Source organism: Streptomyces sp. NPDC029159 (assembly GCF_055564055.1).
Genome location: NZ_JBVHWT010000002.1, coordinates 116,966 through 132,311, shown reverse-complemented (window position 1 = coordinate 132,311; position 15,346 = coordinate 116,966). Strand labels below are relative to the sequence as shown.

Below are 15,346 nucleotides of genomic sequence, written 5' to 3'. Positions count from 1 at the left end.
CGACCGGACTCAGGCCGCGCAGTCGCGGCAGATCGGGTTGCCGTTCTTGTCCTCCGCCGCGAGCTGGCTGCGGTGGTGAACCAGGAAGCAGCTCATGCACGTGAACTCGTCCTGCTGCTTGGGCAGGACCCGAACGGCGAGCTCCTCGTTGGACAGGTCGGCGCCAGGGAGCTCCAGACCTTCGGCCTGCTCGAACTCGTCGACGTCGACGGCCGAGGCGGACTTGTCGTTCCGCCGCGACTTCAGTTCTTCGATGCTGTCCTCGTTGAGGTCGTCATCGGTCTTGCGTGGGGTGTCGTAATCCGTAGCCATGTCGCTCTCCCCCTCTGGGTGTCTGCGGTGTCTCAGCGCTCGTAACGCGTGAGAGGCCGGACTTGTGCCCGACCTGAGGCGGAGATTTTGCCTCACATCAAGGTCTGTTACTCAATCGACACCCAACCGCACCCGGAAGGGGTGATCGGTTTGGATGGCGAACTGGACCGTACACGGTCCGAATGTCGCATCGCGCAGATGCCAACCCGTGTACTTCCCGTGATCAGGGCTCCGGGAAACCCGGATTTTCCCGGCTTTTTGCCGGGCATTTCGATCACGGAGGGTGGAGGGGCGGAATGCGACCGCTGTGAGCGATCACACACGGAAAGGGCGGCGGGCAGGCCGTCCGAATTCCGCGCAAAGCGAACTCGGCGAAGGATGGCCGCCCGACCCCCGGTCCGTCAAACCGCGCTTCGCCCTTATGGCGCTGTACGGCCGCCCAGCGGGCGTTCGTACACGCATACGCCGTATGACGTACGGGGGCTCCTGTTCGCGCCCCAGCGGGCCGCGCAGGCCGCTCGCACGCCGCCCCGCAGGTCCACCGGGGCGGCGGTCACCTCACAGCGGGAGCACGACCCGCATCGTCAGGCCGCCGCCTTCGCGCGGTTCCGCCGTGATGGTGCCGTCGTGCGCGCGGGCCACCGAGCGCACGATGGACAGCCCCAGGCCGACGCCCTTGTCGCTGCCGGTCCGCTCGGTGCGCAGCCGCCGGAACGGTTCGAAGAGGTTCTCCACCTCGTAGGCGGGGACCACCGGGCCCGTATTGGAGACGATCAGCACCGCACAGCCCGGCTGCGGCTCGGTGGTGACCTCCACCCAGCCGCCCTCGGGGATGTTGTAGCGCACGGCGTTCTGGACGAGGTTGAGTGCGATCCGCTCCAGAAGGACGCCGTTGCCCTGGACGAACACCTGATGGCGCGCCCCGCGGAACTCGATGCCCTTCTCCTGTGCCTCACCGCGGGTCTGGTCGACGGCCTGGGAGGCGACCTCGGCGAGGTCGACGGGCTTTTTGTCGACAATCTTGTTCTCGCTCCGGGCGAGCAGCAGCAGCCCCTCCACGAGCTGCTCACTGCGCTCGTTGGTCGCCAGCAGCGTCTTGCCGAGCTGGGTCAGCTCCGGTGACGCATCCGGGTCGGCGAGCTGCACTTCCAGAAGCGTGCGGTTGATCGCCAGCGGGGTGCGCAGCTCGTGCGAGGCATTGGCGACAAAGCGCCTTTGTGACTCGAAGGCCCGGTCGAGGCGGTCCAGCATCTCGTCGAAGGTGTCCGACAGCTCCTTCAGCTCGTCGTCGGGCCCACCCAGCTCGATCCGGCGGTGCAGATCGGAACCGGCCACCCGCTGCGCGGTGCGGGTGATCCGCCCCAGGGGCGACAGGACCCGCCCCGCCATGGCGTACCCGAAGGCGAACGCGACGACCGTCAGGCCGAGCAGCGCCAGCAGCGAGCGGTTGAGGAGGGTGTTGAGGGCGAAGGCGCGCTGGTGCTGGATGCACTCGCCGACCGCGCGGTTGAGCTGCTCGACATCGGCGACCGACGACAGACCGCTGCAGGTGCTGCTGGAGATCCGCAGGCTCTGCGCGTCGATGATCTTGAACGGCGGTTGGTTGCCTGCGCCCAGGGCGTCGGCCGCGAGGATGTAGATGATCGTCAGCAGCACGATCCCGGCCATCAGGAACATGCCGCCGTACAGCAGCGTGAGCCGTATCCGGATGGTCGGACGCAGCCAGGGGAAGGGCCGGACGTTGACCGGCTTCGGATCCCAGGTCGGCTTGGGCGGGGTGGGGGGTGGCGTGGGGGTCGCCTTGGAGAAGGGAGGCATCTCTCAGATCCGGTATCCCGAACCGGGGACGGTGACGATCACGGCCGGCTCACCCAGCTTGCGGCGCAGCGTCATGACCGTGACGCGGACGACGTTGGTGAACGGGTCGGTGTTCTCGTCCCACGCCTTCTCCAGCAGCTGCTCCGCCGAGACCACCGTCCCCTCGCTGCGCATCAGCACCTCCAGGACCGCGAACTCCTTGGGCGCGAGCTGCACCTCCCGGCCGTCCCGGAAGACCTCGCGGCGATTGGGGTCGAGCTTGATCCCGGCCCGCTCCAGGACGGGCGGCAGGGCGACGGTCGTACGGCGCCCCAGGGCGCGCACCCGGGCGGTCAGCTCGGTGAAGGCGAACGGCTTGGGGAGGTAGTCGTCGGCGCCGATCTCCAGGCCCTCCACCCGGTCGCTGACGTCACCGGAGGCGGTGAGCATCAGGACGCGGGTGGCGATACCCAGCTCCACCACGCGGCGGCAGACGTCGTCACCGTGCACGAGCGGCAAGTCACGGTCGAGGACGACGACGTCGTAGTCGTTCAGCTCGATCCGCTCCAGGGCTGCTGCGCCGTCGTAGACCACGTCGACGGCCATGGCCTCCCGGCGCAGTCCGGTGGCCACCGCATCGGCGAGCAGTTGCTCGTCCTCGACGACGAGAACACGCACGTCGCAATTCCTTCCGCAAAGCCCTGCCAGGCAGGGCACAACAATGTCTCAGAGCCCTTCCATCCTGCCCCGAAGAGCCATAAACCGGCGGTAAGGGGGGCTCGCGGGGCGCACGGATCCCGATTCGCCGGATTCACGGGCGGGTTGAGGTTTCCATGAGGTGGGGCGGGGGGAGGACGACTGCACACCCTCGATCACGCCCCGCCGGGCCTCTCTTGACGACCCTCCGCAGGGATCATGCGTGATCGACCCACCCGTCGGCACACCAGTGCCAACCCGGACCCACGACGAGGGGGCGCACCATGGACGCGTTCACCGCAGGCATTCTGCAGCGCATACGGAACACCGAAGCCGTTCTGGACCGGGCTCGTGAGTCGGGCGACGACTACCTCGTCGACGTCGAGCAGGCAGAGCTCGAGGACCTGCAGCGCCTGGCCAGCGAGTACGGAGTGGAGGTCGGCGCGGTCCGCGCCTGACGTCCACCGCACACCGCCGCGCCCCGGTCACCGCACAGGTGCCGGGGCGCAGTCGTGCGCGGCGCCGTCAGTCGTGCCAGGCGCCCAGACCCTCCAGCAGCGGCTGCAGTACACCGAAGAGCTCGGGCGACGCGGCGACGGTCAGCTCGTGGGAGGCGGGCTCGCCGGGGCGGCCGCCGGTGAGCGCCCCGGCCTCGCGGGCGATGAGCACCCCGGCCGCCAGGTCCCACGGGTTCAGGCCGCGCTCGTAGTAGGCGTCGAGGCGGCCGCACGCCACGTCGCACAGGTCGATGGCGGCCGATCCCCCACGCCGGATGTCGCGGACCTGCGGCACCAGCGCGCGCACCACCTCGGCCTGCCCGATGCGGCGCTCGGTGAGATAGCCGAAGCCCGTGCCGACCAGGGCCTGGGAGAGCGGGGGCGCGGGCCGGTGACGCACGCGCTCCCCGTTGTTGAACGCGCCGCCGCCCAGAACCGCGTGGTAGGTCTCCCCGCGCATCGGGGCGGCCACCACGCCGGCGACGGTCTCGCCATCCTTCTCCGCGGCGATGGACACGGCCCAGGAGGGCAGTCCGTAGAGGTAGTTGACGGTGCCGTCGACGGGGTCGATCACCCAGCGCACCCCGCTGGTGCCGGCGACGCTGGCGCCCTCCTCTCCGAGGAACCCGTCGTGCGGCCGGTGCTCGGTGAGGAAGCCGGTGATCAGCTTCTCGGAGGCGATGTCCATCTCGGTGACGACATCGATGGGGCTGGTCTTGGTGGCGGCCACACCGAGGTCGGCGGGGCGGCCGTCACGCAGCAACCGGCCGGCCCGGTCGGCTGCCTCGAGGGCCAGCTGGAGAAGTTCGTCGTACAGCGGATCGGACACTGGGCTCCTTGCTCGGTCGAGCGGCGGGCGGGAGGGCGGACGGCGGCGTGGGCACACCCTTGTGAGGCGCTGCGCCGCACGGAGGGGTCCCTGGGGCGTGTTGGCCGGGCGGGGCTGTGCGGGCGTGCCCTAGGGGGCGACGGGGCCGGTCCAATCGGCGCCGGCGGCCGCCGGGCGGGGGGCGCGGGCCGGGCAGCAGCCGACGGGGCACAGGTCGTGGGAGGCGCCCAGCGTGCCCAGGGCGCAGCGCCGGGGGTCCTGACCGCGTTCGGTCGCGGCGCGCTCCAGGACGAGGTCGCGGACGGCTGCGGCGAAGCGGGGATCGGCTCCGACGGTCGCCGACCGGGTGACGGGCAGGCCCAGCTCCGCGGCCTTGGCGGTGGCCTCGGTGTCGAGGTCGTACTTGACCTCCATGTGGTCGGAGACGAACCCGATGGGGGCCATCACGACGGCCGGAACGCCCTGCCGGTGCTGTTCCTCCAGGTGATCGCAGATGTCGGGTTCCAGCCACGGGATGTGGGGGGCGCCGCTGCGCGACTGGTAGACGAGGCGCCAGGGGTGGTCGACGCCGGTCTCCTCACGCACCGCGTCGGCGATCACCCGGGCCACGTCCAGGTGCTGGGCGACGTACGCGCCACCCGCTCCGTCGGAGGTGTGATCGGCCGGGGTGCCCGAGGTGTCGGCGGCGGTGGTGGGGATGGAGTGGGTGGTGAAGGCGAGGTGCGCGCCGTCCCTGACCTCCTCGGGGAGCGCCGCGAGGGAGGCGAGCACGCCGTCGATCATCGGGCGGACGAACCCGGGGTGGTTGAAGTAGTGCCGGACCTTGTCGACCTGCGGGACGTCCAGGCCCTCGGCCTTCAGGGTGGCCAGCGCGTCGGCGAGGTTCTCGCGGTACTGGCGGCAGCCCGAGTACGAGGCATACGCACTGGTGGCGAGGACCGCGATACGGCGGTGACCGTCGCGCACCATGGCGCGCAGGGTGTCGGTCAGGTAGGGCGCCCAGTTGCGGTTGCCCCAGTAGACGGGGAGGTCCAGGCCGTGGTCGGCGAAGTCCTTGCGCAGCGCGTCCAGCAGGCCGCGGTTCTGGGCGTTGATGGGGCTGACGCCGCCGAACAGGAAGTAGTGCTGACCCACCTCCTTGAGACGCTCACGGGGGATGCCGCGGCCGCGGGTGACGTTCTCCAGGAACGGGACGACGTCATCGGACCCCTCGGGGCCACCGAAGGAGAGCAGCAGCAGGGCGTCGTAGGGACGGGGATCGCACTGTTCGGGCATGCCTCGATCCTGCCACCCTTCGCCACGACGCGACGGGCAGGTCCTGCGGCCCCGTGTGCGGCACGGGGCGCACTGCCCCGTGGGCGACGCATGTGCTCTGCCTCATAAGGCGGACCGTCGCAGGGCGTACCTCAGTGGCGTCGCCCAGAGGCCGCCCCTCCCTTGGATGCGGACGGAATCGGGGCCGCAGCGGACCGCGACGGCCGGGGCGAAAAGGCCGGAAATTCGGAGGCGTCCGCTCCTCCGCCCCCGTAAGCTGTATCGGCCACAGACATCCCTTACCGATCTTCGGTCCTCACCCGGCGGAGCACCCTCGTTGCCCAGTCCCTACCGCGCCATCTTCGGCCCGCCCGGCACCAAGTCCTTCTCCGCCGCCGGGCTGCTGGGGCGGATGCCGCTGTCGATGCTGGGCATCGGCGTGGTGACCATGGTTTCGCAGCTGACCGGCCGCTACGGCCTCGCCGGGGCCCTGTCGGCGGCCCTCGCGCTGTCCGCGGCGCTCCTGGGGCCACAGATCTCCCGGCTGGTCGACCGCCACGGACAGCGCCGGGTGCTGCGCCCGGCGACGCTGGTGTCGGTAACCGCCGTCGCCGGTCTGCTGCTCAGCGCGCAGCAGCGGTGGGCCGACTGGACGCTGTTCGTCTTCGCGGCGTGCGCGGGGTGCGTGCCGAGCGTCGGCTCAATGGTGCGGGCACGGTGGGCGGCGCTCTACCGCGGTTCGCCGCGCGAGCTGCACACCGCGTACTCGTGGGAGTCGATCGTCGACGAGTGCTGCTTCATCTTCGGCCCGATCCTGTCGATCGGACTGTGCACGGCCTGGTTCCCGGAGTCAGGGCCGCTGCTGGCAGCCGTCTTCCTGGTGGCCGGCGTGTTCTGGCTGACGGCACAACGCGCCACGGAGCCGGTGCCGCATCCGCGCGTCGCCCACACGGCAGGGTCGGCGCTGCGCTCGCCGGGACTGCGAGTGCTGGTGGTGACATTCGTGTCGACGGGTGCGATCTTCGGCTCGATCGACGTGGTGACCGTCGCCTTCGCCGAGGCGGACGGCCGCAAGGGCGCGGCAAGCCTCGTCCTCGCCGTCTACGCACTGGGCTCCTGCCTGGCGGGCGCCGTGTTCGGACTGCTGCACCTGAAGGGGCACGCATCCCGCCGGTGGGTGGTGGGCGTCTGCGTCATGGCACTGAGCATGGTGCCGCTGCAACTGGCAGGGACGCTGCCGCTGCTGGCCGTCGCACTGTTCATCGCGGGGCTGTCCGTCGCGCCCACGATGGTGACGACGATGGCACTGGTCGAGGAGCACGTGCCCCGGGAGAAGCTGACCGAAGGCATGACGTGGACGAGCACCGGCCTCGCGGTGGGCGTCGCACTCGGCTCGTCCGCCGCCGGCTGGGTGGTGGACGCCGCGGGCGCGGGTCGCGGCTACCTCGTACCGTGCGCAGCCGGACTCCTCGGCGCCGTGGTGGCCCTGCTCGGCTACCGCCGCCTCCGCCCCGCGGCCCCGGCCACCGGGTCTGCCGGGGTGGTGCAGCAGGGCGGTCCTGTGAGCAGCACGGAGCAGTCTGATGGGGAGCGGGTGTTGTAGGCGGGGTGGGGCCTCGGGGCTCGGGGCGGGGGCTTCGGGGACGTTGTGGGTGTGGCTGGGTGACGGGGTGGCTAATGGCCGCGGGTGACTGTCACTTTCATGCAAGTCGCTTTGTCGACAGTGATGTGCAGTGACCTGACCTGCACGTCCGCACCCACGCAATGAGGTGCGCGTACAGGGCTACGCAACGCAGACCTACGGAGGTAGGTAGCGACAGCGACAGCGACAGCGACAGCGACAGCGACAGCGACAGCGACAGCGACAGCGACAGCGACAGCGACAAAAGGCAACACCCATCGGGCAGCGTCGGCAATCTCCCGATAGGCGAATCGGCGGCGACAGTCGCCCCCCCCCGGGAAGTCACCCGCAACGCCGCCCTCAGGCGGATCCACCCCCGGTCGACACGTCGACACAGCCAGCACCTCGCCTCATGGCACGCAAGGCGACGCAACATGTCCGGGAGGCGACAGCTTCCACCCCTGCCACTCCCTGTGATTCCCGTCACCTCCCCCGAACTGGCCAGTAGCGGCTGGCATCATGCGCTCAACTCAGACCGACGGCTGCCCTGTTGAGGGGCCGCCCGCGCAGGGAGGGGACGTCACCATGGCAGTCAGCAACGCCGTCGGCGGTTCGGGAGGGCGCGACAGCGGAGCGTCGTGGCGGAACTGGGCGGGGAACGTCGCCGCCCGTCCCGCCCGCACCGTGGCACCAGCGAGTTCCCAGGAGCTGGCGGCCGCCGTCCGGTCCGCCGCCGAGGACGGGCTGGCCGTCAAGGCCGTCGGCACCGGCCACTCGTTCACATCGGCCGCCGCCACCGACGGACTGCTGATACGCCCGGAGCGCCTCTGCGGGATACGCGACATCGACCGACAGGCCGGGACGGTCACGGTGGCGGCCGGTACCCCTCTGCATCAGCTGAACCGCACACTGGCCGCGCACGGGCTGTCGCTGACCAACATGGGCGACATCATGGAGCAGACCGTCTCCGGGGCGACCGCCACCGGTACGCACGGCACCGGCCGCGATTCCGCCTCTCTCGCCGCGCAGATCACCGCCCTGGAACTGGTCACGGCCGACGGTTCGGTGCTGCGCTGCTCGGCCGAACAGAACCCTGATGTCTTCGCCGCGGCCCGGCTCGGCCTGGGGGCGCTCGGCGTCGTCACCGAGCTGACCTTCGCGGTGGAGCCGGAGTTCCTACTGACCGCCCGCGAGGAGCCCATGCCGTTCGACGAGGTGACCGACCGGTTCGAGGAGCTGGCCACCGAGAACGAGCACTTCGAGTTCTACTGGTTCCCGCACACCGGCAACTGCAATACGAAGCGCAACAACCGCAGCCAGGGGCCGGCCGCACCGCTTGGGAAGGTCAGCGGCTGGGTCGAGGACGAGTTGCTGTCCAACGGCGTCTTCCAGGCCGCCTGCACCCTGGGCCGCGCCGCGCCGGCCACCATTCCCGCCGTCGCCAAGCTCGCCAGTCGCGCCCTGTCGGCACGGACGTACACCGACATCCCCTACAAGGTGTTCACCTCGCCACGCCGGGTGCGGTTCGTGGAGATGGAGTACGCGCTGCCCCGGGCGACCGCCATCGGTGCGCTGCGTGAGCTGAAGGCCCTCGTGGACCGGTCGGACTTCAAGGTGTCGTTCCCGGTGGAGGTACGGTGCGCACCGGCCGACGATATCGCTTTGTCGACTGCGTCCGGGCGCGACACCGTGTACATAGCGGTGCACATGTACCGGGGCCCCTCGTACGGTGCGTACTTCGCGGCCACCGAGCGGATCATGACGGCGCACGGCGGCCGGCCGCACTGGGGCAAGCTGCACACCCGGGACGCGGCGTATCTGTCCGGCGTCTATCCGCGGTTCGGTGAGTTCACCGCGGTGCGGGACCGTCTCGACCCGGGGCGGCTGTTCGGCAACGCCTATCTGCGACGGGTGCTGGGCGAGTGACAACGCGGCCGCGGCCGGCGCCCCGGGGAGGGGGGCCGGCCGCGGCCGCGTCGGATGGGTGCCGTCAGGAGGGGTTCGGGTCGGGCTCCTGGGCGGCGGTCTTTCCTCCGGCGTCCTGGCCGGTGGTGCCCGCGTCGCCGGTGCCGCTCTTGTCCCCGGCCGGCCCCGTAGGCTCGGGCGTGGTGGGCTCGGTCGAAGGGGTAGTGCCGTCGGACGGCGTGGGCGCGGGCGTGGTCGCGGACGATCCGCCGTTCGCGTCACCGCCCGGGGACGGCGTGCTGCCGTTGCCGGGACCGGTGGTGGCGTCCGGCGCATCGGTGGGCGTGCCGCTGTCGCGCTCCGTGCCGTGGGAGTGATCCGGACGGGGCGACACCGGGGCATCGTCCGGAGCGGTGTCGCGCTGACTGCCACCGGTGTGCGTGAGGCGGCCGAGGGTGGTGCCGGAGCTGCCGCTCGCGGTCTCCCCCGTGAGCAGTTCGACGCCGGTGACCGCGCCCATGGCGAGCACGAAGATGCCGACCGCGCCGAGCACCGGCCGACGCCAGCCACGCAGCCGGGTCCCGTACGTGGCAGTGACGGTCTCGTCGCCGGGGAACTGCGCCGTCTCCACACCGTCGGCGAGGCCATCGGGGGAGGGCACCGCCCCCAGGGCCACGGTGCGCTCGTCGAGACGCGGCACCAACTGCGTACGGTCCGTGGGACCGGCCGGGCGCCCCGTGCGCAGGGCGCGGGTCGCATCGTCGGGCGGAGTGGCCGTTCCGGGGTGGAGCAGACGGGTCGCCGCGTCGTCCCCGGTGGGTGGCGTGGCATCCACCCGGGGCAGCAGCTGGGTGCGGGCGCCATCCGCCGGGGCAGCGGGTTGCGCGGAGACGGCAGTGACCTCGTCCGGTGCCCCGTCCCGGTCGAAGGTCGGCCGCACCATGGTGGCCGCGGCGTGCGGGCCGCCCTTCCGGTTGGTGCGGGTGCGACGGGGCCGGGGACGGGTGGTGATCGTCGCCTCCTTGATCTGCTCCCCCGTGCGCCGGAACAGATGCTGGAAGATCGAGCCACCGGTGGTGGCCACGACACTGACCACACCGGCGCCGATGATCGTTCCGTAGACGCCGAGCTGACCCGCGAGGAAAGCGGCGACGGCCGCTGCGAGAGCACTGCCCGCGACCTGAGGAACGCTCAGGTCGATCCGTTTCCCCTTACCCTTCGGGTCCGTTTTGGTTTCTTCGTCCATCTCCAGCCCTTGATCGGCATTTCGATCCGTCTTGCACTCCAAAGATACTTTTGTGCGAAGTGAATAGTTCCGGATCTGGCGATTCTGTGAACCTTGCCACCTACCGGTGTGGTAGAGAGGTCGACAAGACGACTCAACTCCGTTGTCGCACCACAACTTCAGCGGCGCGGCGGTGCACTTCAGTGGCCCGAATGGAGTACTGTGGCGAACCCTGGCCCCGGGATCCCGTCCGGCTGCCCGGACTCACGGGGAGAGGGGCCCAACAGGTGGCACCCGCCCTGGAGCGCCGCCGCTCGGCACGGGTGATCGGTCCCAGGGCAGGCGATACGGACACCGGCGTTGCGAACAGGTAACCGTCTCGCTTCGGCGTTTACGGACTCCGGTCCGATCCGCCGGGCAACTCGACAATGTTGTGGCAGGCTGCACCCCGGGCAGGCCACACTCGACCAGCGGAAGCAGCGACGCACGTGACGTCGGCAGGCACCACCCGGGAGGTCCCCATGCCCGAACTGCGTGTCGTGGCCGTCTCCAACGACGGCACACGGCTGGTGCTCAAAGCTGCGGACAGCACCGAGTACACACTGCCGATCGACGAGCGGCTGCGCGCCGCGGTCCGCAACGACCGCGCGCGCCTGGGCCAGATCGAGATCGAGGTCGAGAGCCACCTGCGGCCGCGGGACATCCAGGCGCGCATAAGAGCGGGTGCGTCCGCCGAGGAGGTCGCCCAGCTCGCCGGGATCCCCGTCGAGCGCGTCCGCCGCTTCGAGGGGCCGGTTCTCGCCGAGCGCGCCTTCATGGCCGAGCGGGCCCGTAAGACTCCTGTCCGGCGCCCCGGGGAGAATGCCGGGCCGCAACTCGGTGAGGCGGTGGCGGAGCGGCTGTCGCTGCGCGGCGCCGACAAGGACAGCGTGCAGTGGGACTCCTGGCGCCGTGACGACGGCACCTGGGAGGTGCTGCTGGTCTACCGCGTCGCCGGTGAGCCGTTCTCCGCGGCATGGACGTACGACCCGCCCCGGCGGCTCGTCCAGGCCGTCGGCGAGGAGGCTCGGGCGCTGATCGGCGAGGCCGACGACACGCCCGAGCCCAGCTTCCCGTTCGTCCCCCGGATCGCGCGGCTGCCGCGTGACCGGCCGCTGGACCGCGCCCTGGACCGGCAGACGCCGGACCGTGCCGAGCGTGCGGAGCGCGTCACCCCCGCCGAGGAGGAGGCCGAACCGCAGGTCGCCGAGGAGGCCGTCGGCGAGCGGGAGCGGGATTCGCTGACCAGCCTGCTGGAGGCGGTGCCGAGTTTCCGTGGCGACATGGTCGTACCGGACAGCGTCACGGCGCCGGTCGACGAGCCGATGGACGACGAGGTCGAGGAGCCGGCCGCGCCGGCGGCGAGTGCGGGCGCCGGGTCCGCGTACGCCGATGTGCTGATGCCTCGCGCGGTTGCCGGGCACCGTGACCGGCTGACCGGGACCACCGACCGGCAGGCCGAGGCCGACGGCGTGCGCCCCGGGCGCAGGGCCGCGGTGCCGAGCTGGGATGAGATCGTCTTCGGCACCCGGCGCAAGAAGCAGGAGTAGCGCCACACGCCGCGCGTTCCGCCCGCCCCGTCCACACGACGGGGCGGGCGGAACGCTGTGTGGCGGCTCAGCCGGGCTGCGCGCCGGTGGCGACGGGGCGCGAGGAGTCGGCGGTCCAGCCGCTCCACGAACCGATGTACAGCGCCGCCGGGACGCCCGCGAGCGACAGGGCCAGCACCTCCTGGGCGCCGGAGACGCCAGAACCGCAGTACACGCCGACCTCCGTGTCGCTCTTGGCGCCGAGCGCGGCGAACCGCTCCGCGAGTGCGGCGGCCGGGCGGAAGGTGTGGTCCTCGGTGACGTTCTCCGTCGTCGGGGCAGAGACGGCGCCGGGGATGTGGCCGCCGACGCGGTCGACGGAGGCGGCCTCGCCCCGGTAGCGCTCGGCGGACCGCGCATCCAGCAGGACACCGCGGCGAGCCAGCGCGGCCGCCTCGTCCGCCGTCAGCTGCGGAAGGCCGCCGGGCTCGGGCGTGAAGTCGCCTTCCTGTGGCTGCGGGATCTCCGTCGTCACCGCGCCGCCGGACGCCGTCCACGCCGCCAGCCCGCCGTCCAGTACCCGCACGTCACGGTGCCCGGCCCAGCGCAGCAGCCACCAGGCCCGCGCCGCGGCCCAGCCCAGTCCGGCGTCGTAGGTGACGACGGGGCGGTCGTCCCGTACCCCGGCGCGGCGCATGGCGGCGGTGAAGACGGCGACGTCGGGCAGGGGGTGGCGGCCCTCGTCGCCCGCCGGGCCGGCGAGGTCGGCGTCGAGGTCGACGAATACAGCGCCGGGCAGGTGCCCCGCCTCGTAGTCGGGGCGGCCGTGCGGTCCCTGGAGCTGCCAGCGGACGTCCAGGAGGACGGGCGGGTTGTCGCCCGCCGACTCGTTCGCGAGTTCGGTAGCGGTGATGATGTCATTCATGGCACTCATCCTTGCGTAGGGACGGCTACGTACGGAAGGCGGACGCACACCCTCCGTATGACCGAGGATGCCCCGCCCGCTCCCGCCACGGTATCGGGGTAACACCGCCGAAATCGGGCGTTCTCCAGGACGGAACTGCCGGTCACGGCGCGGCCGAAGGGTTCCCCGGGGCGCCTGGTGCGAGCATCTGCCTCGGGTCCCGCGCCCGTCCCCTGGCCGCCACCGCGATGGACCGAGGAGTGAGTGACAATGACGACCGAGGCAGCACCCCGGCGGTTGACCGGTGCGCCCTGCTGGGTGAGCCTGCTGACGCACCACCTGGCCGCGACGCAGGAGTTCTACGGTGCACTGTTCGGCTGGGAGTTCCGCCCGGGGCCGCAGCACCTCGGACCGTACCGCCATGCCGTTCTGGACGGGCGGGAAGTGGCCGGGCTCGGCGAGCCCGCGGCCGACCGCCGGTTGCCCGTCTCCTGGACCGCCTATCTGGCCACCGACGACGTGGACGCGACAGCGGAGCGCATCCGGTACTGCGGCGGGACGGTGGGCGTGGGGCCGCTCGATGCCGGTGACGCCGGGCGGATGGCCCTCGCCTGCGACCCGCAGGGCGCGGTCTTCGGCATCTGGCAGACCCGTGCGACGACCGCCACCGCAGCCGCCGGCGAACCGGGCACCCCGGTGTGGAACGAGCTGATCACCCGCGAGACCCACTCCGCAGGACCGTTCTACGAGCATGTCTTCGGCTACGAGTCCCAGGCGGTGGTCTCGGCCGACTTCGACTATCTGACGCTGCGGCTGAAGGGCCGCCCCGTGGCCGGTCTCCACGGAGTGGGCAACGCGTTGCCGCGTGAGGCAGGCCCGCGGTGGATGACGTACTTCGCGGTGTCGGACACCGACGCCGCGGTGCGGCGGGTCGAGGGGCTTGGTGGTCAGGTGGTCCGGCCGCCCCGCGACTCCCCCCACGGCCGGCTGGCCACGGTGACCGACCCCGGGGGCGCCACCTTCAGCGTCATCCAGCCCGTACCTGAGGGCGTCGGGACGCATACCTACGAGTGAGGCGCGGGCTCCGGGGCTTGGTCGTGCCCCGGAGCCCGTGTCGTCGACGGTCCGTCGGTCAGTGATCGGCGGGCGCCGCTGCGGCCGGGACTGCCTCGGGCGACGCCGGGGTGACGCCTTCCTGGGCGCGTCGCATACGGCGGGACGGCCACCAGGCGGCGTTGCCCAGGAGTGCCAGGGCCGACGGCAGGATCAGGATCCGGATGATGAAGGCGTCCAGCAGGACGGCGACTGCGAGGCTGAAGCCGATCTGCTTCATCTCCGCCAGATGCAGCAGCATGAAGCTGGCGAAGACGGTGACCATCACGACGGCGGCACTGGTGACCACCTTTGCCGATTTGTCGACCCCGTCGAGTACCGCCTGCCGGGTGGGTACTCCGTTCATCGCCGCCTCCTTGATCCGGCTGACGACGAAGACCTGGTAGTCCATCGACAGACCGAAGAGGATCACGAAGAGGAACAGCGGCACCCGGGAGCCGATCGCGTGGGTGGCGCCTTCCTCGAAGCCGAACACCGTGGAGGCCCAGCCCCACTGGAAGAAGATGACCACCAGACCGAACGACGCGCCGACGGACAGCCGGTTGAGCGCCACGCCCATCAGGGCGATGGCCGCCGAGCGGAAGACCAGCAGCGTCATGACGAACGTCAGCAGCAACAGGAACCCGATGACGACCGGCAGCTTCTCGTTCTGGTGGGCCAGGTCGTCGGCGTCCTGTGCGACGGGGCCGGTGACGGCGTACTCGGCGCCCGGCACCTTCCCGAGCGTGGCCGGGAGGTAGGTCCCGCGCAGCTCCTTCAGCGAGCCGGACGCCTGCGGGGAGCTGAGGTTGAAGGGCACGGACAGCGTCATCATGCTGATCCGGCCGTCGGGCGTCGACGTCACCTCGGGCGGCTTCTTGGAGAACTTCGGGCCGGCTGCGGCACGGCGGGCGAGGTCGTTCAGCGCCGTACACCCACAGGCGACGGCCCTGCAGAAGGCGCGAACCGGAAGGCTCCGGCGGGGCGGTCAGGCGGGGTCGACCGGCAGGACGTCCGGGGAGAGGGCGTCCGCGTGGGCGGCGGCGCTGGTCACCCGGCGCAGGTGGTGGCGGCGGCACAGCACCTCGTAGCCGATGTCGCCCGCATGCTGGTTCACGTCGCCGACGACGACCTGCTCGCCCTCGACGACCATCTCGCCGCCCACCGTGCGGGCGTTGTGGGTGGCGCGCGCGCCGCACCAGCACATCGCCTCGACCTGGAGCGCCTCGATCCGGTCGGCCAGCTCGATCAGCCGCTGGGAGCCGGGGAAGAGCCGGGTGCGGAAGTCGGTGGTGATGCCGAAGGCGAAGACATCCAGCCCCAGATCGTCGACGACGCGGGCGAGCTGGTCGATCTGCTCGGGGTGGAGGAACTGTGCCTCGTCCACGATCACGTAGTCGACCTTGCCGCCCTTCGACATCTCACCGACGAGATGGGCGTAGAGATCCATGTCCGGGTCCGCCTCGACGGCGTCGGTCACCAGGCCGAGACGGGAGGAGAGCTTGCCCGCGCCCGCCCGGTCGTCGCGGGTGAAGATCACGCCCTGCAGGCCACGCGCCGAGCGGTTGTGGCCCATCTGGAGCGCCAGGGTGCTCTTCCCGCAATCCATGGTGCCGGAGAAGAAGACCAGTTCGGACATCGGGAGA

The 15,346-nt window shown here is 71.2% G+C and carries 14 protein-coding genes; 5 read left to right on the top strand and 9 right to left on the bottom strand.

Annotation, left to right across the window (positions count from 1 at the left end):
• Window positions 1–9: 9 nt before the first annotated feature.
• From ACZ4U4_RS04890 to ACZ4U4_RS04880, 3 genes are all read right to left on the bottom strand, one after another.
• The gene (locus tag ACZ4U4_RS04890; RefSeq protein WP_016575747.1) at window positions 10–312 is read right to left on the bottom strand and encodes a DUF4193 domain-containing protein; all 303 of its coding nucleotides are present in this window, start codon (window positions 310–312) and stop codon (window positions 10–12) included.
• Window positions 313–870: 558 nt separating this feature from the next.
• Entirely contained in the window at window positions 871–2,130 is a 1,260-nt protein-coding gene (locus tag ACZ4U4_RS04885; protein WP_467869027.1) for a sensor histidine kinase, read from the bottom strand.
• Window positions 2,131–2,133: 3 nt separating this feature from the next.
• Complete coding sequence (locus ACZ4U4_RS04880; protein ID WP_030285276.1) at window positions 2,134–2,787, bottom strand: response regulator transcription factor; 654 nt, start codon at window positions 2,785–2,787, stop codon at window positions 2,134–2,136.
• A gap of 302 nt (window positions 2,788–3,089) precedes the next feature.
• Between ACZ4U4_RS04880 and ACZ4U4_RS04875 the strand changes: the two genes are divergently transcribed.
• Complete coding sequence (locus ACZ4U4_RS04875; RefSeq protein WP_467869026.1) at window positions 3,090–3,263, top strand: hypothetical protein; 174 nt, start codon at window positions 3,090–3,092, stop codon at window positions 3,261–3,263.
• 67 nt (window positions 3,264–3,330) lie between these two features.
• Here ACZ4U4_RS04875 and ACZ4U4_RS04870 read toward each other — a convergent pair whose 3' ends face one another.
• Window positions 3,331–4,131 (bottom strand): inositol monophosphatase family protein, encoded by an 801-nt coding sequence (locus ACZ4U4_RS04870; RefSeq protein WP_467869025.1) that lies wholly within the window; start codon window positions 4,129–4,131, stop codon window positions 3,331–3,333.
• A gap of 129 nt (window positions 4,132–4,260) precedes the next feature.
• A complete protein-coding gene (locus ACZ4U4_RS04865; RefSeq protein ID WP_467869024.1) occupies window positions 4,261–5,406 on the bottom strand; it encodes a ferrochelatase in 1,146 nt (381 codons plus the stop codon).
• A gap of 316 nt (window positions 5,407–5,722) precedes the next feature.
• On the opposite strand from ACZ4U4_RS04865, the gene ACZ4U4_RS04860 reads away from it, so the two are divergent.
• Window positions 5,723–6,988 (top strand): MFS transporter, encoded by a 1,266-nt coding sequence (locus tag ACZ4U4_RS04860; RefSeq protein ID WP_467869023.1) that lies wholly within the window; start codon window positions 5,723–5,725, stop codon window positions 6,986–6,988.
• 603 nt (window positions 6,989–7,591) lie between these two features.
• Window positions 7,592–8,932, top strand: a complete 1,341-nt coding sequence (locus ACZ4U4_RS04855; RefSeq protein WP_467869022.1) for a D-arabinono-1,4-lactone oxidase — start codon at window positions 7,592–7,594, stop codon at window positions 8,930–8,932.
• 64 nt (window positions 8,933–8,996) lie between these two features.
• Here ACZ4U4_RS04855 and ACZ4U4_RS04850 read toward each other — a convergent pair whose 3' ends face one another.
• On the bottom strand, window positions 8,997–10,157 hold the full coding sequence (locus ACZ4U4_RS04850; RefSeq protein ID WP_467869021.1) for a hypothetical protein: 1,161 nt from the start codon (window positions 10,155–10,157) through the stop codon (window positions 8,997–8,999).
• Window positions 10,158–10,657: 500 nt separating this feature from the next.
• Between ACZ4U4_RS04850 and sepH the strand changes: the two genes are divergently transcribed.
• Window positions 10,658–11,725 carry a septation protein SepH gene (gene sepH / locus ACZ4U4_RS04845; protein ID WP_467869020.1) on the top strand — a complete coding sequence of 356 codons (1,068 nt, stop codon included), beginning with the start codon at window positions 10,658–10,660 and terminating at the stop codon, window positions 11,723–11,725.
• 67 nt (window positions 11,726–11,792) lie between these two features.
• Here the strand turns inward: sepH and ACZ4U4_RS04840 are convergent, their stop codons facing one another.
• Window positions 11,793–12,629 (bottom strand): sulfurtransferase, encoded by an 837-nt coding sequence (locus tag ACZ4U4_RS04840; RefSeq protein WP_467869019.1) that lies wholly within the window; start codon window positions 12,627–12,629, stop codon window positions 11,793–11,795.
• A gap of 249 nt (window positions 12,630–12,878) precedes the next feature.
• On the opposite strand from ACZ4U4_RS04840, the gene ACZ4U4_RS04835 reads away from it, so the two are divergent.
• Window positions 12,879–13,682: a VOC family protein gene (locus tag ACZ4U4_RS04835; RefSeq protein WP_467869018.1), complete on the top strand. Its 804-nt coding sequence runs from the start codon at window positions 12,879–12,881 to the stop codon at window positions 13,680–13,682.
• Between the two features lie 58 nt (window positions 13,683–13,740).
• On the opposite strand, the gene ACZ4U4_RS04830 is transcribed toward ACZ4U4_RS04835, so the two are convergent.
• Both ACZ4U4_RS04830 and ACZ4U4_RS04825 read right to left on the bottom strand, forming a co-directional pair.
• Window positions 13,741–14,565 carry an MMPL family transporter gene (locus tag ACZ4U4_RS04830; RefSeq protein ID WP_467869017.1) on the bottom strand — a complete coding sequence of 275 codons (825 nt, stop codon included), beginning with the start codon at window positions 14,563–14,565 and terminating at the stop codon, window positions 13,741–13,743.
• A 123-nt stretch (window positions 14,566–14,688) separates the two neighbouring features.
• Window positions 14,689–15,339 carry a thymidine kinase gene (locus ACZ4U4_RS04825; RefSeq protein ID WP_467869016.1) on the bottom strand — a complete coding sequence of 217 codons (651 nt, stop codon included), beginning with the start codon at window positions 15,337–15,339 and terminating at the stop codon, window positions 14,689–14,691.
• Window positions 15,340–15,346: the final 7 nt, after the last annotated feature.